This window comes from Collinsella sp. CLA-ER-H5 (genome assembly GCF_040092375.1).
Classification (GTDB): Bacteria; Actinomycetota; Coriobacteriia; order Coriobacteriales; family Coriobacteriaceae; genus Collinsella.
On the sequence record NZ_JBBNLR010000008.1, the window covers coordinates 36828 to 58209 of the forward strand.

Below are 21382 nucleotides of genomic sequence, written 5' to 3' on the forward strand. Positions count from 1 at the left end.
CCCAAATGGCGAGAGTGGATAATCTCCCACTTTGAGCCCACAAACAGGCTAAAAACGGGAGATTATCCACTCTCATTCTGCGGGCGCTCATTTAAGTACGTCCCCAATGAGTGCTTTCACTTCTTTTAACAAAACGCCCGGCGGTCATTAACTGCTCGCCGGGCGTTTTGGTTAGGAGGCTATGGTTGTTGGGAAGCCTTAGGCCAGGTCCTCGCCGTTCGTCTCGATGACGTGTTTGTACCAGTCGAAGCTCTTCTTTTTGGAACGCTTGAGGGTGCCGTTGCCCGCATCATCGCGGTCGACATAGATAAAGCCGTAGCGCTTGGACATCTCGCCCGTGCCGGCAGACACCAGGTCGATTGGGCCCCAGGTGGTGTAGCCCAGCAGGTCAACGCCGTCCTCGGTCACCGCATCGCGCATCGCGGCGATATGCTGGCGCAGGTAGTCGATACGGTAGTCGTCGTTGATGGAGCCATCCTCCTCGACAACATCCTTGGCGCCCAGGCCGTTCTCGACCACAAACAGCGGCTTCTGATAACGGTCGTACAGGTCGTTGAGGGTGATGCGGAAGCCCAGCGGATCGATGGCCCAGCCCCACTGGCTCTCCTGCAGGTAGGGGTTCTTGGCGCCGGCGAAGGCGTTGCCCTGGGTGCGCTCGACATCGGGGTTATCGGCACCGGCGGAGCAACGGGTGCTGTAATAGCTAAAGCTGATGAAGTCGACGGTGTTGGCGGCCAGGATCTCGCGGTCCTCATCCGTCATGCCCACATCGATGCCCAAACGCTCGAGCTTCTTGACGGCATAGGCCGGGTAGTAGCCGCGGCTCTGAACGTCGACGAAGAAATAGTTGCTCTGGTTGTCAATCTGCGCTTGGCGCACATCGCCCGGACGGCAGCTGTAGGGGTAGTAGCTACCTGCGGCAAGCATGCAACCGATCTTGACCTCAGGGTCGATCTCGTGAGCGATCTTGGTTGCCCAAGCGCTGGCGACGAGCTCGTTGTGGGCGGCCAGGTACTCGACGGCCTCCTTGTTCTCGCCCTCCTCAAAGACCAGACCGGCACCCATAAACGGCAGGTGCAAGATCATATTGATCTCGTTGAAGGTAAGCCAGTACTTCACCAGACCCTTGTAGCGGGTGAAGATCGTGGTCGCGAGGTTCTTGTAGAAGTCGATGAGCTTGCGGTTGCGCCAGCCGCCGTACTCCTTGATGAGGTGAATCGGGCAGTCGAAGTGCGTGATGGTCACGAGCGGCTCAATGCCGTGCGCCTGACACTCGCGGAACACGTCCTCGTAGAAGGCCAAGCCGGCCTCGTTGGGCTCAGTCTCGTCACCGTTGGGGAAGATGCGGGTCCACGCCAGGCTCATGCGGAAGGTCTTAAAGCCCATCTCGGCAAAGAGGGCGATGTCCTCCTTGTAATGGTGATAGAAATCGATGCCAGTCTGCGCGGGGTAGTAATAGCCGTCCTCGAAGTCGAGCATCTTGCGCTGGCCGGAGACCACCGCATAGCGCTCGGGGCCGTGCGGTGCCACATCCACGTTGGCTAGGCCGCGGCCATCCACGTCGTAAGCGCCCTCGCACTGGTTGGCAGCCGTCGCGCCGCCCCACAGAAAGTCTTTACGAAAAGCCATGCATCGATCCTTTCATACGCTGCTTGTCGTGGTTTCAGTATCCCCGCAAATAGGGCCTCGCCCAACGACAGCGACGCAGGCCGACACTTCTTTTCGCACACGGCGGCCCGGCAGCCGCCCCGTCTGACACTTTCTGATACCGCCGCCCCAAACCACCACAAAGGGGACAGGCACCTTTGTGGCGGCTTGGGCCCGGTTTGTCTCGATCTGTAACAGGTAGAGACGATTTAGCCCGCTAGATGTTACAGATCGAGACAGAAGATTCTAGTCGCAGGTGATGTCGAGGTTTTGCCGACGAGGCCTACGTAACCGCCTTCGCTCAGCAATTCATTTGACTGAATAGGAAAGAAAGGAAAAAATAGGAAAAAAAGGAAAGGAGACTTATGACTGAAACCATCTTCTCCCCCTCATTTGGAAATCGCCCGTCCTATCTGGTGGGTCGCGGGAACGTGATTTCGACATTCATCTCCGGTCTTGAGCAGGAGCCGGGCAATCGAGACCGAGCCATGCTCATGCTCGGCCAGCGAGGCAGCGGCAAGACGGTTCTTCTGTGGGAACTTGCCGACCGCGCACGCAAGCTCGGTTTTGTTGTCGCCACACCCACCGTAGCCTCCGAAGATATGCTTGAGCGCATTGTTGAAAAAATCCAAGAAGCAGGCGAGCCTTATGTCAGCAAGCGTCATCTCCCCAAACTTTCTGGCGGTAGCTTGAGCGTCTTCGGCTTCTCAGCCGGTCTCGAGTTCACACGCGATGTGCAGGAGACCAAGAGTTTCCAGTTCAAACTCACGCAGCTGGCGCGCAAGCTGACCGAGCAGGGGCACGGCATCCTCATCCTTATCGATGAGCTCCAAGCTAATTCACCTGAGATTAGACAGCTCGTCACCGCCTATCAAGAGCTGGTCGGTGAGGGACTCAACGTCGCGCTTGTTATGGCAGGTCTCCCGGGAGCCGTCTGTGCAACGCTCAATGACCGCGTGCTGACATTTCTCAACCGCGCTCGCAAGGTCACGCTCGAACCGCTTTCAGTCGGAGATGTCGATGCCTATTATCAGCGGGCTTTCGAAGAGCTCGACCTTGATATTCCAGGCGATCTTCGCCTCCGTGCCGCTCGCGCAACCCAAGGCTCGCCCTATATGCTGCAGCTCATCGGCTATAACATCGGCAATCGCTGCAAGACAGGAGAACACGTAACGCCAGAGCAAGTCGACGGAGCTATCGAAGCGTCAAAAGCCGATTTCGAAAACGATGTTTGTGAAACGACGCTCGCCGCGCTATCGGACCAAGACGTCGCGTTTCTCGACGCAATGACTGATGACGAAGACGCCGTTTCGCGCATTTCCGATGTAGCGAAACGTATGTCAGTCACACCCGACTATGCGCAAAAGTATCGCCGGCGCCTCATCGACGCCGGCGTAATCGAACAGGCGCGCCGCGGTTACGTGCGTTTCGCCGTTCCATATATGGCTGACTATCTGCGCAGCCAACTCTAGGCAGCCACCACAAAGGGGACAGGCACCTTTGTGGCGGCTTGGGCCCGGTTTGGCTCGATCTGTAACAGGTAGGCCGTCGAAACCGAGCCTGGTGTTACAGATCGAGATTGTTCGGTCTGTCCCCTGCAGTTTGTCTAAATCTGTAACAGGTAGAGACGATTTAGCCCGCTAGATGTTACAGATCGAGACAGAAGATTCTAGTCGCAGGCGATATCGAGGTTTTTGCCGATGAGGCCTACGTAGCCGCCCTCGGCAGCCTTGGGGCTGTCAGCATGGCAGAGAACCCACTTGTCGGCCTTCCAGTAGCAGTAGCTGTCACCGGCGGTAGGCATGTCGGTTGCGGCCTCGGGGCGCGGGCCGTTGGTGCCGGCGGGAAGCGCCACCATCACCTGGAAGCCACCGTCGTCGACCATGCACGGCGTGTAGTGGAGCGTGGTGTTGAAGACCTCGACAACCTTGCCCGCCGGCACGCAGAACGCCTTGACGCACGCGGTATCGAGCTTGCCGTCCTCGATCTCCCAGCGATGCGCCACGAGCAGGATAAAGTCGCGCGCGCCCAGGTTGAACTCACTCGCGCGGTGGTACTCCAGGCAGTTGAGACGCGTGTTGTGGCCGTTGCACCAGCCGAGCTGGAAGGGACGGCCACCAAACATGAGAAAGCCCAGTTTATCGGCATCCTTGACGCCCTCGAGCTCCGGCGCACTTGCAACGTACTTGCTGCCCTCGGGGATGGGCGTGGCAGAGAGCGCCTCGAGCACGGGCGACGTGAGCTCAGACGGAACGTCATCCCAAACGTTGCCATAGGATTTGAACTCGGGATCGTTGACAGAGTAGATATGCATGTTCACTCCTGTTCGTAAATGTGACTATACGAACATTCTAGAACAAACATGAGCGATTTTGAACGCTCACCCCGACCAATCAACAAAAAGGCGCCCCCCGCATAAGCGAAGGCGCCCAATGCGCGCGTTTTGGACGACAAAGCCCTTACGCCTGCTGATAGTGCAGATGCTTCTCGTCGATATCGGCCAGGTCGCGGTCGAGGTAGCGGCGCGCAAGCCAGTTGGCCATGGGGAGGTTCTGGTCCAGGTAGTTACCGCATTCCTCGGGAGCGGCACCGGGGACATCGCCCTCGAAGCCGGCGACAAACTCAAACAGCTCGCTGACGAGCGGCAAGACCTTCTCGCTCGTCAGCTCGCCAAAGACAACCAGGTAAAAGCCCGTGCGGCAGCCCATGGGGCCAAAGTAGACAATGCGGCTCGACCACTCGGCATGATTGCGAAGGAACGTCGCGCCCAGGTGCTCGATGGTGTGGCACTCGGCCGTGTTCATGACCGGCTCCTTATTGGGCGTGGTCAGGCGCAGGTCAAAGGTGGTAACGGCGGCGCCGGTCGCCGGATCGCGGTCGATGCGGCTCACGTACACGCCGGGCTCAAGCAGCAGATGGTCAACGGAAAAGCTCGCGATGCGCTCCATGGCAGATCCTCTCGATAGTCAAATTGGGACGGGGCTCTTTTAGCTGGTTCGAATGGTCACACCAATCATACCAGTCAAAAAAGCCCCGTCCCAAAAAGACAACTTAGCCAAGGACACGGGCCATACGCGTCTTGAACTCGGACAGGAAGCGCGGAGCATCCACGGTCAGTGCCACAAGCGCGCTCTTGTCCGGATCGGACAGGCGACGCTCATCGCAGATGGTGCGACCGCGGTACTCGCCCAGCAGATCAACACGCAGGTTGCAGCCGAGCGCACCTACGAGCGTGGGGTCGACCGCCACGGCAACGGCCAGCGGATCGTGCAGCGCACAACCACCCAGGTAGGGTGCGTTCATCTCGTACGAGCCAATGTAGTGCTCGACCATGCTCGCAAATGCGCAGCCCGCCATGGTGCCCGAGCCCGTCCAGCCGGCAATGTCGCGGCGTGTGAGCACCACGCGATGCGTCACGTCCAGACCCACCATGGTGAGCTTACGGCCCGAGCGCAGCACCGCGTCGGCTGCCTCGGGGTCGCTCGCCATGTTGGCCTCGGCGCCCGCGCTCACGTTACCGGGCACGGTAAGGGCGCCGCCCATCACGACCACGCGGCCGATGGACATCATCGCCGCCGCATCGCGCTCCAGGGCGAGCGCCAGGTTGGAGAGCGGGCCAGTCGCTACGTAGACCAGATCGGGACCATAGGTGCGCGCGGCATCGATCAGATAATCGACCGCAGCGTTGCCGTCGGCCGAGGTCGCCCCCACCGGCTCGTAGGGCGACGCGGGCACGCTCGCGCCGCCGATGCCGTTCTTGCCGTGAATGAGCGCGGTGGACGCCGGCGGCGTATAGGGCTCAGTCGCCTGCAGAGGACGGTCGGCACCCAGGTACACCGGAACCTCGGGGCGACCCAGCAGATCGAGCACCGCCAGGCAGTTGTGCGCCGATTGCTCGACGCGCACGTTGCCAAAGCACGTGGTGATGCCCACGAGCTCCACCTCGGGGCTCGCGATGGCATAGGCCAGCGCCATCGCATCGTCCACACCCATATCCAGATCAAGGATCAGCTTCTTGATTGCCATTGTTCTACTCCGCTTCTCCGTCTTTATCGTTTAACCAAACCAATGTTCAACTTCGGCGCGCGTGGGAATCGATTGCTGAGCGCCCAGGCGCGACACCGTCACTGCCGAGGCGCGAGCGCCCGCGGCCATGCACTCAAAGAGCGGCAAGCCCTCTAGGCGAGCCGCCACCAACGCGCCGATAAACGTATCGCCGGCGGCCGTGGTATCGACTACCGCACTCGAAAGTGCCGGCATGCGCAGCAGCTCACCGCCATCGCCGAGCGTAACCGAGCCGGCACCGCCCAGCGTGATGACCGCGGCGCCGGCGCCCTTGTCGAGCAGCGCATTGAGCGCGGCGACGCAACTCACATCATCCGTGGGCAGAATGCCCGTCAGCACCTGGCACTCGGTCTCGTTGGGACAGACCAGGTCGACCGCAGGCCAGACCTCCGCAGGCAGCTCGCAGGCGGGCGCTGGATTAAAGACCGTATAGAACCCCAGCTCGTGAGCGCAAACAAGCGCCTCGGCCGTCGCCGCAAGGTCACATTCGCCCTGGGCGATAAAGACGCTTCCGGCAGCCGGGGCAATCTCGCTGGCGTCGCCGTCGAGCTCATGGGCCACCAGACGCCTCAACGCGCAGGCAACGTCCGCGCCCGCAAGCGCATGGTTGGCGCCCGGTGACAGTATGATGCGGTTGTCGCTCTCGCAGCGAATGATGGTCGCCGTTCCCGTCTCCACGTCATCGCGATGCACTACAAAGTCACAGTCCACGCCGGCGTCTTGGAGCCCCGCCACGAGCGACGCGCCGAACGCGTCGCGACCGACCGCGCCGATCATGTGCGTGCACGCGCCCATACGCGCGGCAGCTACGGCCTGATTGGCGCCCTTGCCTCCGGCGTTGGTGATAAACCCGCTGCCGCCGACGGTCTCGCCCGCACGCGGTATGCGCTCGCACGCCACCGAAAGGTCCATGTTCATGCTGCCGAACACCGCAACGATGCCGCGATCTGCCATGGAAACCTCCTCATCTGCGGGCCTTATGCCCACCGTCGGCCGTCGATCGTGCACTCTCGCACCCCCTATAACTTTAGTTCACTTTGATGTGGACGCGCGCTTGAGCTTGCGCCAGCAGCAAGCATTCACAGGAGCAGGCAGCTACAATGAAGGCGTGATGATTATTCTCGTCATTGGATGATGTTTTATGGAACAACTCTCGCAATCGGGCTCGCGCGGTCGACGCCGCACGGGCAACGAGCCGGCGCCGCACGAACGCGTGAAGGGCGAACGCCGTGCCGACGAACCGCGACGCACCGCGAGCCCCCATCGCGCTTCTGCCAACAACGCGGGCCGCGCCAACACTCCCGCCGCGGAGCAGACGCCCGCTCGCCCCAAGTCCCGCTACATCCCTGCACTCGACGGCCTGCGTACGCTCGCCGTCGTCGCGGTGGTGCTCTATCACCTTAACCTCACGTGGGCTCAGGGCGGCCTGCTCGGCGTCACGATCTTCTTTGTGCTTTCGGGCTATCTGATCACGCGCTTGCTGCTCAACGAAGTCGCTAAGACCGGCCGCATCGACCTCAAGAGCTTCTGGATCCGCCGCATCCGTCGCCTGGTCCCCGCCGTGGTGACCGTCGTGGTGGTGACCTGTGCGCTGTGCACCGTCTTCAACCACGTGATGCTCACCAAGATGCGCCCCGACATCCTGCCGTCGCTGTTGTTCTTCAACAACTGGTGGCAGATTGCCCAAAACGTCTCGTACTTCAATGCTCTGGGCGACCCCTCGCCGCTCACGCACTTTTGGTCGCTTGCCATCGAGGAACAGTTCTACCTGATTTGGCCGCCACTGCTGTTTGCCATGGTATCCATGCATGTGAGCAAGCCCAACACGCGCCGCGTGGTTCTGGGCCTTGCCGCGGTATCTGCCCTAGCCATGATGGTGCTTTACAACCCTGCCGCCGACCCCAGCCGCGTGTACTACGGCACCGACACCCGCGTGTTCTCGCTGCTGCTGGGTGCCTGGATGGCCTTTATCCCCGATCGCGACCTGGCGCCGGTGCGTCTCGCTCGTCGTTTGGGGCTCAATCGCCTAGCTGGCGCCGCCAAGCACGGCAAGAACGCCGAGGGCAAGCCTGGCGAGAAGGCCGACGAAGCAGCCGAGACCGCCCCGGCACAGCCGAGCGCCCTCGTGCGCTTTTGGTCCTCGCCCGCATCCATCGATGTGTTGGGCGTCGTGGGTCTGGTTGGCCTTGCCGCCATGGTCGCGCTCACCAACGGCTACACCGCCTTCCAGTATCGCGGAGGCACACTGCTGTGCTCGATCCTCACGCTCATGGTCATCGCGGCCTGCGTGCAGCCCCAGGGAATGGTTGCCCGCGCGCTGTCCGCCGAGCCGCTCGTGTGGATTGGCAAGCGCTCGTACAGCATCTACCTGTGGCACTATCCGCTGCTGTTGCTCATGAACCCGGTCGCCAACATCAACGATACGCCCTGGTGGCAGTACATTTTGCAGGTGCTGCTGGTGGTCGCCGTAGCCGAGTGCTCCTATCGCTTTATCGAAACGCCGTTTAGGAAGGGCGCCTTCGGCCGCACCGTCGCCGAGTTCCGCGATGGCACCACAAAGCCCGCTAACTGGGCACGCGCGCACGTCCCTGCCTGCGCAACCTGCGCTGTCGTGTTGGTCGTTGCACTGGGCGGCCTGATCTTTGTGCCCGAGACGTCTGCGCTGAGCGGTGAGGGCGCCGAAGTTCTGAACAAGGAAGCCAAAAACACCGCGCCCACCGACCAGCAGGCGGCCGACGACACCGACAAGGACAACGACGGCTTCCCCGATGGCTCCTACGACCTGTTGATGATCGGTGACTCCGTGTCGCTGCGTGCCGTTGATTCCTTTGATGGCGTGTTCCCACACAGCCATATCGATGCCGAAAAGGGCCGCCAGTTTGATGCGGGCCGCGCGACATTTGAGGGCTATCTCCAGCAGAACCTTGCCGGCAAGATCGTGGTCTTTGCGCTGGGCACCAACGGCTTGGTAACCGACGACCAGATCGACGCCATCATGGCCGATGCAGGAGATAAGCGTATTGTGGTGTTTGTGAACACGCGCAGCCCGCAGCCGTGGGTTGGCTCTACCAACCAGGCCATCGCCAACGCCGCTACGCGCTACAAGAACGTGCGCGTTATCGATTGGTACGGATACAGTGCCAACCGCAACGACCTGTTCGATGGCGATGGCACGCACCTATCGACCACTGGCGTGACTGAGTACCTCAACTTGATCCACGATGCCGTCAAGAAGGACCTGCCCGTACACCCCGAGGATCACGTCAACGATCCGCAGCCGGCAGCCGTCAAGTCTGCCACCGACGCACTCGTCAATGCGCTCGCTCTCAAGCCACACAAGCTGGGCACCGACAAGTAACCTGCAGCGTAAACTTCCCACATCCGGAGGGGGTGTCTGCTACGGCAGACACCCCCTCCGGCAGTTAGGGACACTCCTGGCGCAGCCAATGAAGACCTCTACGGATGAATTCCAAGCCGCTCCGCCGTTCCAGACATCGTTTCCGCGCCTCGCGCCTGCCCCAAACAATCAAAACAAGCCCTTTTCGCCGCAACCTCAAAGGTCTGTGGACAAAAAAGGCAAATATGAGTAGTGTTACCATTTTAGTAACAGGCAAAACCACCCAAAATGACGTCTGAGCGTCTCCTACAACCCCTAAAGCAGCCAACCTGACTGGTTTAAGGCGTATTGGAACCAATTTTAATGAACATACTATAGTTTATGTTCATTATCTTCTTGGATGTAAATGCTATTCACTTAGCAACAGTACTCATATTTGGCATTTTTTGCCCACTGCCATATAGCTAACACCCTACAGCAGGCAAAAAAACAGGTCGCAGCCCATGGCGGCGGCCTGTTTGGAGTCCAAAAGAGGCGCTAAGCGCTGTAACCCATCGCCTGCAGAACAAACATGACGACCGTGAGCACCGTAATCACACCGATAGTCGCCCAAGTGAGCACGTTCCACACGCGGCCGTTGCGGTTAGTGCCCATAATGTGACGGTCAGCGGCGATAACCACCTGGAACACCAGAACCACGGGCAGTAGCACGCCATTGATGACCTGCGAGGTCATCATAATCTGGAACAGATCGACGCCGGGCATAAGCACCAGCACGGCAGAGATACCGATGATGGCCGTAATGATGCCGCGATAGACCGGGGCCTCGTCCCAGCTGCGGTCAGCACCGCGCTCCCAGCCAAATGCCTCGCAGATAGCGCTCGACGTAACGCCCGGCAGCACGCAGGCGGCCAAGAAGCTCGCCGCGACCAGGCCCGAGGCAAACAGTACCGTGGACCACTGACCCGCAATAGGCTCCAGCGCGCGGGCAGCATCGGCAGCATCGCTTATCTGAATACCCGCCGGGAACAACACCGTACCGGTCGTGATGATAATAAAGCCGGCAATGACATCGGCGGCAAGCGAGCCGCTCACGGTATCGATGCGCTGCAGCACGATATCGTCCTCGCCCGCGTTCTTATCGACCACGTTGTTCTGCGCCAAGAAGATCATCCACGGTGCGATGGTGGTACCGATTGTTGCGACCACGAGCGACACGTAGCTGGGATCGTTCTGAATATTGGGGACGACCAAGTCGACCGCGACCTCGCCCCAGTTGGGGCCGGCCATAAACGCGGCGACGATGTAGGTCACGAACACGCAGCTTACCAGCAGCAAAATCTTCTCGATGCGCTGAAAACTGCCCGACATGGTAAGCATCCACACCAGCAGCGCCACGAGCGGCACCGAGATGCTCGCCGGAACGCCAAACAGAGCAAGGCCACTCGCGATACCCGCGAACTCCGAGATGGTCACCGCCGTGTTGGCAATCAACAGCGCCGCCATGGCCAGCACGCTCCTGCGCACGCCAAAGCGCTCACGGATGAGCGAGGCCAGGCCCTTACCCGTGACGCATCCGCAGCGCGCCGCGGTCTCCTGCGTCACGATAAGCAGCACAGTCATGACGGGAAGCATCCAGAGCATCTTGTAGCCATAGCTGGCGCCCGCGCTGGAATACGTTGCAATGCCGCCGGCGTCATTGCCCGAAAGCGCCGCCAGCAGACCGGGACCCATAGCGCCAAAGATGGCCGCGATGGTCAACTTTTGCTTGGTGCCCGACTTTTGCTTGGTATTTTGCACGCGACCACCTAACCCATGACCGACATGGTGAGCAGCACCGCAGCGGCGCAGTACGCTACGCACGAGATCATGACGGCAATAACGTTCATGGCGGTGCCCGACGTGTTGAGGTCATGCTCGTCACGCCAGAACAGCACCATCAGGTAAATCACGGCGCTCATGTTGCCAACCAGGCAAATGATGGCAGCGATATTAAAGCACCCGGTAAAGAGTTGCTCCTCAAACATGGGCGCATCGGGGAACGCAGCGGTGCGCACCAGCTGGGCGCACAGGTAGGTCACGAGTGACAGAATCAGGCCCATGCCCGTGCTCTGGAAGAAGAACCCCAGATACGGCTTGGGCTCGTCGTCGTGACCGTCATACTCCAAGAAGTAGTTCTTGACGAACGACACCATGCGCGAGGCAGCAAGCAGCACGAGCGGCATGGCGCACATGGGGAACACCACCAGATGCGCGGAGCCGAGCGCCGTCCCCAGCACCGTTGCCATGATGCACGAGGCAATGCCCCACACGACAACCCAGTACTGGCGATGCACAAACCAGCTGAGCACGTTCGTCGAGTCGTCCGACGCGCTATCGCCCGAGCCGACACCGGCGATCTGCAGGTCCTCCTGATGCTCCTCGGCGATGACGTCCATGGCGTCGTCGAAGGTCACGATGCCCAGGATATGACGGTTCTCGTCGCAGACAGGGATGGCAACCAGGTCGTACTTGGTCATCTCGTCCGTCACGTCTTCCTGGTCCTCGTCGGGCGACACGTAGACCAGGTCGCGATAGGCGAGCTGGCCCAGCGTGGCATCGCGGTCGGCAACGATCAACGTGCGCAGCGAGAGCACGCCGGTGAGCATGCCGCTCGGATCCTCGGTATAGACGTAATAGACACTCTCGAAGTCCTCATCGAGTTTGCGAATCGCCTCGATGGCATCGCCGACCGTCGCCGTGGCGGGCAGCGAGACAAACTCCGAGGTCATGATGCGGCCGGCGGTGTTGTCCTCATAGCCCAGCAGGTTACGAATCGCCTTCTCCTCCTTGACGCCCATCAGGCGCAGGAGCTTCTCGGCCTTCTCGTAATCGAGCTCGTCGATCAGGTCGGCGGCGTCGTCCGGGTCCATCATGGCCAGCATCGACGATGCGTCCGTGTCGGACAGGCCCTCGAGCATCTCGGTCATAAGCTCGTCGTCATCGAACTCCGAGATGGCCTCGGCGGCCTGGGCAGTATCGAGCTGTGCAAACACCTGCGCACGCAGGCGCGGGTCGAGCTGCTCGATAATGTCGGCGATGTCGGCAGGGTGCAGCTCGCCGAGCGTCTTATGCGACACCGAGAGTTGAATGTTCTTGGTCGAGCGATCGAGCAGGTCCATGTAGGACCAAGCGATGATGTCCTCACTGAGCGGCTTGCCCAGGTGCTTCATAAAGCCTTCGACGATATGCTCGAGTGCGGGGCTGATCGCGCGTAGCAGACCGCGGGCGCCCACTTCGGCGCCCAGCAGGCGCAGCTGATTTTCGCCCGACATGGAAAACTTGATGTCGTTTACGCGCACGACTTTCATGCCCTGCGTGTCGACAATCTGCTTGTTGAGCACGTCGCGGGCAAGCAAGAGTTCGGTCGGCTGCAGGTACGAAAAACGGATTTCGGTGGCCGACGTCTTAAGGTGTACACCCGTCTCGTCGATACGGTCGACCCATTTGCGCCAGCTGATCATAAACGGCGTCTTGCCGGGACCGCGGAACGCGAGCGACGTCACGTGCGGAAAAACTTCGCCGGTAGCAATACCAAAATCGTTCACCACGCCGAGCTTTTCTCCATCGACGTCCAAGACCGGCAATTTGAGCATCTCACTCAGATAATTCAATGGTGCTCCCCATCATTATTCCTCCGAACGCGGCCGCATGTGCGACGTCCGGGGGCTTCTGGATATGTATACGCATGCGCGGGCGGCACGCCGCTCGACGCTTACACCCCGTGCATGCGCAAAAAGCACCTGCATGGGGTCATCGACTGTATGGTCGAGGTTTGGATTTCACCTGTAACCTTTCTCTTGACCCTCATTAACCGCAGTAACTATAGCATCAGCATCGCCCTGCGGCATCGAATTTATGCGCTGCACATTGCAGGCATACCAAACGCTGACGCATCCGTGACATAGTCATTGGGGACGTTCCTAAATGACTACCCAATGACTACTCTGTGGTGTCGTCGTCCTCGGCAAGTTGGGGGAACACGGCGTCCTTGGGCATGGTGACCTTCGTCAGCGAGGTGAGCTTTTTGCTCAGCGACGTGTCCGTCTTGACCAGGTCGCTGAGCGTCACGATCTTGTAGCCGTCGGCAATGAGGCCGTCGATAATCTGCGGCAGCGCCTCGAGTGTCTGCTCGGCGCATTCGTCTCTATCGGTGAGCAGCACGATATTGCCCGGCGTCACCGAATCGAGCACCGTCGAGACCTGTTCGTCGGCACCGTTTAGCAGCCAGTCGCCCGAGTCGATATTCCACGAGACCACGGCGGAGACCAGGTCCATCGCATCAATCCAGTTTTGCTCGTCAAAGGCAGCGTAGGGAGCACGCAGCAGCATCGTCTTCACGCCGGTCGCCGACTTAATCGCATCGGTGCCTTTCGTGATCTGTTCGCGCACCGCCTCACGGTCCTGACCCTTGAGCGAATCGTCGCTGTAGCTGTTGGATCCGATCTCGCACCCGGCGTCGACAATCGCCTTGGCCGTGGCAGGCGAGGCCTCGGCCGCATCGCCCGAAAGGAAGAACGTCGCGGTGACGCCCTTTTCCTTGAGCACCTGCAAGATCTGTTTGGTGGCGCCGCTCGGACCCTCGTCAAACGTCAGCGCCACGTACTTTTTGTTGCCCTTGGGCGCCACGCTGGCGCACGCAACAACGCAATCGGTGGCGGGCACAACCTCGCCGCGGTCTTGCGTCTTGCCTGACCGCTCACCAACCCACACCTCGGATCGGCCCTGGACACCCCATGTCTGCACATACTCGATAGCGCCCGTGCCCTCGACCTTGAGCTTGGGCTCGATAACCGTAGCCTGAACCTCGTGCTTCTCGTAAGTGTTACGGCCATCCTTGACCGTCACCTTCTCGCCGCCCTCGAGTTCGCGGCTATCCCATTTGCCCTGCTTCACGCGCTTGCCGTCGACCTTCACCGACAGCTTTTCGCCCCCATGGCGCTTGAGCACGCTGTCATCGACGGCTAGCAGGTCGCCTGCGTCGTAGGTGTCAGTCAAATCCTGTTCGTCGATGAGATTCTGCAGCGTAGAGCCCACGCGCACCGCGGTCTTCTGGCCGTTGAGCTCCACGTCCACGCTGCGGTTGACGTAGCCCACGACGGCAGCGATAAACAGCACGAGCGCGCAACCCACGGCGATCAGCGCATAGGGCAGGCGAGACGAACGACGGGGTGTGCGGCTGTTGCCGATGCGCGCGCTGCGATCGCTAAAGCCGCGGCTATGGTTGAGATACATCGCGCCGGGCTTACGGTGACGGCGGCGCTGACCGCTGGGCAGCTGCCCCAGGTCGCGGCGCGCTGTCGGATGCGCACCCGAACGCCCGTTTAAGTTGGATCCGTTTTGGTGCATGTGCCCTCCCCCATAAACACAGCAAGCCGGAGCAACAGGTCTCCGGCTTGCCTCCCATCATTTGGTACGTCGCTATTTTGTAGCTTTTGACGAGCCTCCGCTCGCCTTTTGGTATTCGTCCTTAAAGGCCTTGAACATGCCGCGCGTCTTGCCGAGCTGCTTGCCCAGTGCGCGACTGCCCTTGTCCACGGCAACCGATCCCTTGTCGTCGAGTACCTTGGCACCCTTTTTGACCTTGTCGCCCACCACGACGCTGGCCTCGGCGGCCTTGGCGGCCGCACCGCCCGAATACCCGAGCGACTTGACCTCGTCCGAGACGACCATCGCACCGTTCTCGTAGCCGCGCAGCATCGTCGGCGGCACCTGCGTGTCACCAACCAAAACACTCGAAGCAGCACCGGCGGTCACATAGAATGCCTGCACGATGCCCGAGCGTGGCTTGAACTCAACGTCCGAGCAATAGCCCACGACGTCGCCCGATTCCGTGCGCACGTCCATACCGACCCAGATGATGCAATCGTCCAAGTTGATGTCGAGGCGCTTAGCGGCGGCGGAATCGTACGTGTCCTTGACGTCATCGACCGCAATGGCGCCCTCGTAGACACCAATGGCGTCGAGCGCTACGAATCGGTCGGGACGCTCGATCATGCCCGCGATATCGGACTGGCGGACCATAAAGCCGACCACGCGCGTACCGCCCGGGGTAAAGACCGGAAAGTGAATCTTTCCGAGCTTTTTAGGGCTGCGCGGCGTGCCATCCTTTTTGGTGCGCTTGTCCTCGGTAGGCTTGCGATAGATCTTGGCGCCGACAAAATCCCCGGCGCGCATTATGCCTCGGTCGAGGGCTCCGCAGCCTCGGTATCAGCCTCGACGGCGTTCTCGACCACGACGTCGGCGGCAGGCGTCACGTTGCCGCCCGAAATGGCGTCGTTGAGCTGCTCGCGCAGCTGGTCCATGCGCTCGCGGGCCAGGTCGACCTTGGCGCGCAGGTCGTCGGTCTTGGCGTCAACCATCGGGCCAAAGTCATTCACCGCAGCACGGGCCTCCTCGGCGCTGTGCTCGTAGGTGTCGCGCATATTGTCCCAGGCGTCGTTAGCGATATCGGCAGCCATGGCGCGGGTCTCGGCACCCGAGCGCGGGGCCAGAGCAACGCCGACAATAGCGCCGGCAGCGGCGCCAAAAAGTGCGCCGGAGACAAAGCTGAAAGTCTTACCCATGATCATTCCTCTCCTGCGGGCACGTCGGTGCCCACCGTTTGAATGCTGTCCATTATACCCGCAGCGCATCACTTGCCGCTCCGCTCATCTGCGTACGGCAAAGGCGCAAGTACGTGATGGTGATAAACGCGTAGGCCTACTCCTGAGGCATAGCCGGCATGGCCACCGTGGCACCCGGGTCCTCGCCGGCGCCGTCCACGAGCGGCAGGCCGCCCTCATGCGCAGGCCCTGCCGGAACCGTCGCCGCACCGCCAAAGACGGCAGCGGAGGCCTCGTGGTTCTCGGCAACCGCGCCCTCGGTATCAATCGCCACCTGGGGCTCGTCGTCAAAGTTGGGGACGCCCTGGGGCTCGGTGGGAACGGGCTCGGCGGTCGCATCGGCAACGGGCTCGGCGTCGACCGGCACATCGCCCTCGTCAGCGCCCTCGGCCTCGGCAGCATCTTCGCCGTTCGCAGCGGCGACGGCCTCGTGAGGATCCTTGCCCTCGGCCTCGGCGCGCATGCCCAGCACCAGGTTGCGCAGGCCCGCGACCGTGCCTTCCACGTCAGGGGCAGGCTGGTCGGCGTGCAGGTACGCCCAGTCCATCATAAAGGTGGCCGAAGACAGCGCGCCGATGGCCAGCGCGTCGTCGGGGCACGAAAGCTCAACCTCAAAAACGCGCTCGTCGTGCTCGCTTACGCGCGTGCGGCCGCACGAGATGCTGCCGGCAAGCCCGGTCTCGTTCATGAGCTCGACCGTCACATGCTCAAGCAGATGGCAAAGCTCGGTCTGGCCCATGCAGTCCTGGAACTCGCGACCGGAATCACCCAGGCACAGGTGCTTGGCAATCGCCGGCACCAGGTAATACACGCGCGCCGTGGCCTCGATATCCTCCGAGGTCATGAGCGGCATGCCGGGGTTCACCAGCACATGCGCGCAGATCTTGTCCTCGCTGACGGTGACCTTAAGGATGTTGAACAGGCCTGCCATAACTCTCCCCTACTCTTCCTTGCCCTACTCGTCGCCATCGTGCGGATCCACAGAGCCCGCACCCGACGCCGCCGGCTTCTCTGCCGAAGACTCGGAATCCTTCTTATCGGTTTCGACCGGAGCGATCACGCGAATGAGCGAGATGCGCTGGCCACGCATCGACTGCACTTTAAACTTGTACCCCGCAACCTCAAACACCTCTCCGATGTCGGGCACCGAGTCGCAAAGCTCCAAAATCCAGCCGGCGATGGTCTCATAATCATCGCTTTCCTCAAGCGGCCAACCAAGCTCAATCGCGTCATCGCACGAAAAACGCCCATCAACGAGCCACTCGCGGCGCGAAAGGCGCGTGAGATACTTGTTGTCGGGGTCGAACTCGTCCTCGATCTCGCCGACGATCTCCTCGACGATGTCCTCGATGGTGATGATGCCGGCCGTGCCGCCGTACTCGTCCACGACCACCACGATCTGGTCGTGCGAGGTCTGCATCTCGGACAGCAGCGGCAGGATGTCCTTGGTGTCGGGCACAAAGGTGGCGTCGCGCAAAAAGCCGGCGATGGGCTGGTCGCCCTTGCCGTCGAGCGCGGGCTGAATCAGGTCCTTGATGTGCGCGATGCCGGCGACGTTGTCGGGATCCTCGTGATAGACAGGGATGCGGCTAAAGCCGGTCTGGCGCATGGTGGACAGCACGTCGGCGACCGTCTCGTCGTCCTCGCACATGGTGGTGTCCACGCGCGGCACCATGACCTCGCGGGCAACGGTGTCGCCCAGGTCGAAGATCTCGTGGATCATGCGCTTTTCCTCGTCGAGCAGGTCGTCCTGCTCCGAGACCATGTACTTGATCTCTTCTTCCGAGACGTTCTGACGGTCGTCGGCGCTCTTGATGCGCAGGATGCGAGCCAGACCATCGGAGCAGGCGCCGGTCAGCCACACGAGCGGACGGGCGATCTTTTGGAACACGGAAAGCGGCCCCACGACCTGCTTGGACACGCCTTCGGCATTGGCCAGACCAATGCGCTTGGGCACAAGCTCGCCAATCACGATGGACACGAAGGCGACCGCGACGGTGATGATGACCGGCGCCAGGCCGCGCGCGATGGCGGAGAGCGGCGCGATGCCAAAGCTCGTGAGCCAAGCGGCGAGTGGGTCGGACAGGCTCGTCGAGGCGACGGCGGACGAGGCAAAGCCCACGAGTGTGATGGCAACCTGGATGGTGGCCAGCAGCTGGTCGGAGTCGGCAGCCAGCTTAATGGCGCGCTCGGCGCGCTTGTCGCCCTCCTCGGCCTCGTGCTCCAGCACGGCGCGCTTGGCCGTGGTGAGCGCCATCTCGGACATAGAGAAGTAGCCGTTGATGAGGGTCAAAACGAGGGTGGTGATAAGGGAGATGGTTATGTCCATCGGGAGTTTCTCGAACCTCCAAGATTCGGGACGTCGGATTAAAACGTTGACGGCGGATACGGCAATTGCACCGGCGCCCAAACAAGGACGCGGGTGCGCAGGCGTGGTCGCTAGATTACGAAGAGAATCACCGCCATGAACTGGAAGATGCTGCCGGCGAGCACCCACAGGTGAAACACGCTGTGAAGATAGCGCACGTTTTTGGCGATATAGAACGGCACGCCCGCGGTGTAGCACACGCCGCCGACGGCGAGCAGGGCAAGTGCCACGGGGCTGAGCAGTGCCACAAGTTCGGGCAGCTTAAAGACGACGAGCCAGCCCATCAGCAGGTAGACCAGGCCGCTTACCCAGTGCGGTTGACGCTCGCGCATAAAGCACTCGAGGGCGATGCCGATAATGGCGATGGCCCATACGGCAAAGAACAGCACAGCGCCGCCGTCGTTTGCCAGTGTAATGAGGCAAAACGGCGTATAGCTGCCCGCAATGAGCAGGTAGATGCAGCTATGGTCGATGATGCGGAATACGCGCTTGGCACCCGCGGGCTGAATCGCGTGGTAAAGCGTGGAGGCCAAGTATTCAAGGATAATGCTTACGCCATAGACGATCGCCGCGGCCATGTGGGCCGGGCCTCCGCCGCGCAGGGCGGCGAATACGATCAGGAGCACCAGGCCCGCGATACCCAGCAGGCAGCCAACACCATGGGTGACGGAGTTCATGATCTCCTCGCCCATGGTGTAGTGTGGAACGGCCGCGGTCTTGGGTCGCGGCTTAGAACTGTCGCTCGAATCGGACATGCCGGTTACATCCTCCAACGTAAAGAGTTCTCAACACTATATCAAAGCGTCTGGGTACGTGCGAAATTTGCACCATACGTGACCCTTTGTTTACCCATTCTTTGCCTGTTGACGCATCAACGGCGAACGTCCATAATGCGCTTGCATTAAATGTTGATGTATTAACATCTTATAGGAAAGCTTCTTATGTCTCAAAACGCACGTTCCCATCGAAAGCTCAAGATAGCCGGCGTCGTTGCGCTGGTGCTCGTTGTCGCGCTGCTGGGGTTTGCCGGCAACTTTTTGTTTGACTTTGCCCTGAACCCCCAAGCGCCGTACACCATGAAGATGATGCAGGATGGCAAGGACGCCGAAAAGGGCGAGCAGATGGACGCCGAGGAGGGCGAGGCACGGGCGTGGTTTAAGGAAAACCGCGAGAGCAGCAGCCTCACCGCGAACGACGGGACCGAGCTTGCCGCCTGGTATTTTGCTGCGTCGGAGAGCGCACACGATTACGCCGTCTGCCTGCATGGATATACCAACGAGCCCATCGGTATGGCCCGATACGTCAAGCGATTCCACGACCGCGGCATGAACGTACTCGCACCCGCCGCACGCGCCCACGAGCGCTCCGGCGGCGACTATATCGGCATGGGCTGGCCCGAGCGCCTCGACATCGTCGCATGGATCGAGCAAATCGTTCAGGCTGACCCCGAGGCGCGCATCCTGGTCTTTGGCGAGTCGATGGGTGCGGCAACTGCCATGAACGTCGCGGGGGAATCTCTGCCCGCAAACGTGAAATGCATTATCGAGGACTGCGGTTATACAAGTGTTTGGGACGAGTTTTCTCTGCAGCTCAAGGACGTGTTCGGCCTGCCCAGCTTTCCCTTGCTCGATGTAGCAAACTTGGTGTGCAACGTGCGCGCGGGCTACGACTTTCATAAGGCGAGCAGTGTGGAGCAACTCAAACACGCGACGGTTCCCATGCTGTTTATCCACGGCGACCAAGACACTTTTGTGCCGTACGATATGCTCGACCAAAACTACGACGCGTGCGCCAGCAAGGTCAAGCAAAAGCTCACCATCCATGGCGCCACCCACGCCAAGAGCGCGCAGGTCGACCCCGAACTCTACTGGGACACGGTCGACAACTTCCTCGACAAGAATTTTTAGGCAAAAAGCAACGTCTGGGGTTTTGTTGCCAAAAAACGGTTTGTGGTCGGCGGGGTTCGATTTTTCGCCGCACTTCCAAAAAGCCGCCCGCGAGCGTTGTGCTCGTGGGCGGCTTTTACTCAACTAACGCCACAAAGGCGCTTGGTTTGTCCAATAGGACGACGCTACTTGACCTCGATGAGCTCGTACTCGCTCGTGCCCAGGCCGATCTTCTCGGCATGCGCGATGCACACGCGCCAGTCGGTGTCGGGATGCGTGATGCAGAAGGGATCCTTGGCCTGCTCGCCCTCCAGATGCTCGTGGTTGTGCTCCATCTTGGCCGCGCTATCGGTAAGCTCGGTGTTGGGCAGCGGCTCGGACGCCATGACGGCGTCGGCGCAGGCCTGGTCGATGGCGACCGGGTCGAAGCTCGCGAACATGCCGATATCGTTGACGATAGGTGTGTCGTTTTCGGGATGGCAATCGCAGTTGGGGCTGATATCCATAGCCAGCGAAATGTGGAAGCTGGGACGATCCTGGACAACGGCTTTGGTGTACTCGGCGATCTTACAGTTGAGCACGTCGGCCGCGGCCTCATAGCCGGGCTTGATGGCGTCCTGGTTGCATGCCGCAATGCAGCGTCCGCAGCCCACGCAGCGATCGTGGTCGATGGCAGCCACGTGCACCGTGCGAGTGTTGCCGTTGGCAAGCTCGCGCTCGCGGGTATCGTCAAACGAGATGGCGTTGTGCGCGCAGATCTTTTCGCAGGCACGGCAGCCAACGCAGTGCTCGGTCGCGACGTTCGGCTTGCCGGCGGCATGCTGCTCCATCTTGCCGGCGCGACTGCCGCCGCCCATGCCCAGGTTCTTCATGGCGCCGCCAAAGCCGGCCTGCTCATGACCCTTAAAGTGGGTAAGGCTGATCACAATATCGGCATCCATGAGCGCCTGACCGATCTTGGCCTCGCGCACGTACTCGCCGCCCTCGACCGGGACGAGCGCCTCGTCGGTACCCTTGAGGCCGTCGGCGATGATAATCTGGCAACCCGTGGCATACGGGGTAAAGCCGTTCTGGTAGGCAGTGTCGATGTGCTCGAGCGCGTTTTTGCGGCTACCGACATAGAGCGTATTGCAGTCGGTGAGGAAGGGCTTGCCGCCCAGCTCCTTCACCACGTCCGCGACGGCGCGGGCGTAGTTGGGGCGCAAAAAGCTCAGGTTGCCCAGCTCGCCAAAGTGAATCTTGATGGCGACGAACTTGTTCTCAAAGTCGATCTGCTCAATACCGGCGTGACGTATGAGGCGCTTGAGCTTGTCGAGCTGGCTCTCGCGAGCATGCGTGCGCAGGTTGGTGAAGTACACCTTAGCGGGTGCTGCGGGTGCAGTTGCGGTCATAGATATATCCCCTCGGTCTATATGGCGTTACAGACATAGAGGAT

At 60.8% G+C, this 21382-nt stretch carries 17 protein-coding genes; 3 read left to right on the top strand and 14 right to left on the bottom strand.

The annotated features are described in order from the left end of the window. Positions 1-198 precede the first annotated feature (198 nt). The gene (locus AAAX31_RS04450; RefSeq protein WP_117634553.1) at positions 199-1629 is read right to left on the bottom strand and encodes a 6-phospho-beta-glucosidase; all 1431 of its coding nucleotides are present in this window, start codon (positions 1627-1629) and stop codon (positions 199-201) included. Positions 1630-2012: 383 nt separating this feature from the next. Between AAAX31_RS04450 and AAAX31_RS04455 the strand changes: the two genes are divergently transcribed. Further along, on the top strand, positions 2013-3119 hold the full coding sequence (locus tag AAAX31_RS04455) for an ATP-binding protein (RefSeq protein WP_117848350.1): 1107 nt from the start codon (positions 2013-2015) through the stop codon (positions 3117-3119). Between the two features lie 197 nt (positions 3120-3316). Here AAAX31_RS04455 and AAAX31_RS04460 read toward each other — a convergent pair whose 3' ends face one another. The 4 genes from AAAX31_RS04460 to AAAX31_RS04475 form a co-directional block, all read right to left on the bottom strand. Next, positions 3317-3961, bottom strand: a complete 645-nt coding sequence (locus tag AAAX31_RS04460; protein ID WP_117848351.1) for a DUF4867 family protein — start codon at positions 3959-3961, stop codon at positions 3317-3319. Positions 3962-4106: 145 nt separating this feature from the next. After that, a complete protein-coding gene (locus AAAX31_RS04465) occupies positions 4107-4595 on the bottom strand; it encodes an S-ribosylhomocysteine lyase (protein WP_349076300.1) in 489 nt (162 codons plus the stop codon). A gap of 103 nt (positions 4596-4698) precedes the next feature. Next, the gene (locus AAAX31_RS04470) at positions 4699-5673 is read right to left on the bottom strand and encodes a nucleoside hydrolase (protein WP_117848353.1); all 975 of its coding nucleotides are present in this window, start codon (positions 5671-5673) and stop codon (positions 4699-4701) included. A gap of 30 nt (positions 5674-5703) precedes the next feature. Continuing rightward, complete coding sequence (locus AAAX31_RS04475; protein ID WP_117848354.1) at positions 5704-6666, bottom strand: ribokinase; 963 nt, start codon at positions 6664-6666, stop codon at positions 5704-5706. 187 nt (positions 6667-6853) lie between these two features. On the opposite strand from AAAX31_RS04475, the gene AAAX31_RS04480 reads away from it, so the two are divergent. After that, entirely contained in the window at positions 6854-9070 is a 2217-nt protein-coding gene (locus AAAX31_RS04480; protein WP_349076301.1) for an acyltransferase family protein, read from the top strand. Between the two features lie 516 nt (positions 9071-9586). Here the strand turns inward: AAAX31_RS04480 and AAAX31_RS04485 are convergent. The 8 genes from AAAX31_RS04485 to AAAX31_RS04520 form a co-directional block, all read right to left on the bottom strand. After that, a complete protein-coding gene (locus AAAX31_RS04485; protein WP_117758623.1) occupies positions 9587-10783 on the bottom strand; it encodes an Nramp family divalent metal transporter in 1197 nt (398 codons plus the stop codon). Between the two features lie 74 nt (positions 10784-10857). Further along, a complete protein-coding gene (locus AAAX31_RS04490) occupies positions 10858-12702 on the bottom strand; it encodes a CBS domain-containing protein (RefSeq protein WP_117758587.1) in 1845 nt (614 codons plus the stop codon). Between the two features lie 328 nt (positions 12703-13030). Then, the gene (locus AAAX31_RS04495) at positions 13031-14437 is read right to left on the bottom strand and encodes a polysaccharide deacetylase family protein (RefSeq protein WP_349076302.1); all 1407 of its coding nucleotides are present in this window, start codon (positions 14435-14437) and stop codon (positions 13031-13033) included. 72 nt (positions 14438-14509) lie between these two features. After that, a complete protein-coding gene (locus tag AAAX31_RS04500; protein WP_117848356.1) occupies positions 14510-15265 on the bottom strand; it encodes a PRC-barrel domain containing protein in 756 nt (251 codons plus the stop codon). Further along, complete coding sequence (locus tag AAAX31_RS04505; protein ID WP_035136593.1) at positions 15265-15654, bottom strand: YtxH domain-containing protein; 390 nt, start codon at positions 15652-15654, stop codon at positions 15265-15267. The genes AAAX31_RS04500 and AAAX31_RS04505 overlap by 1 nt, the downstream gene beginning before the upstream one ends. 136 nt (positions 15655-15790) lie before the next feature. After that, positions 15791-16624 (bottom strand): hypothetical protein, encoded by an 834-nt coding sequence (locus AAAX31_RS04510; protein ID WP_229058903.1) that lies wholly within the window; start codon positions 16622-16624, stop codon positions 15791-15793. A 24-nt stretch (positions 16625-16648) separates the two neighbouring features. Further along, entirely contained in the window at positions 16649-18022 is a 1374-nt protein-coding gene (locus AAAX31_RS04515) for a hemolysin family protein (protein WP_349076303.1), read from the bottom strand. Between the two features lie 110 nt (positions 18023-18132). Continuing rightward, positions 18133-18816: a hemolysin III family protein gene (locus AAAX31_RS04520; protein WP_349076305.1), complete on the bottom strand. Its 684-nt coding sequence runs from the start codon at positions 18814-18816 to the stop codon at positions 18133-18135. 186 nt (positions 18817-19002) lie between these two features. Between AAAX31_RS04520 and AAAX31_RS04525 the strand changes: the two genes are divergently transcribed. Then, a complete protein-coding gene (locus AAAX31_RS04525) occupies positions 19003-19968 on the top strand; it encodes an alpha/beta hydrolase (RefSeq protein ID WP_349076306.1) in 966 nt (321 codons plus the stop codon). Between the two features lie 164 nt (positions 19969-20132). Here AAAX31_RS04525 and AAAX31_RS04530 read toward each other — a convergent pair whose 3' ends face one another. Then, a complete protein-coding gene (locus AAAX31_RS04530) occupies positions 20133-21338 on the bottom strand; it encodes a DUF362 domain-containing protein (RefSeq protein ID WP_117848359.1) in 1206 nt (401 codons plus the stop codon). Positions 21339-21382 lie beyond the last annotated feature (44 nt).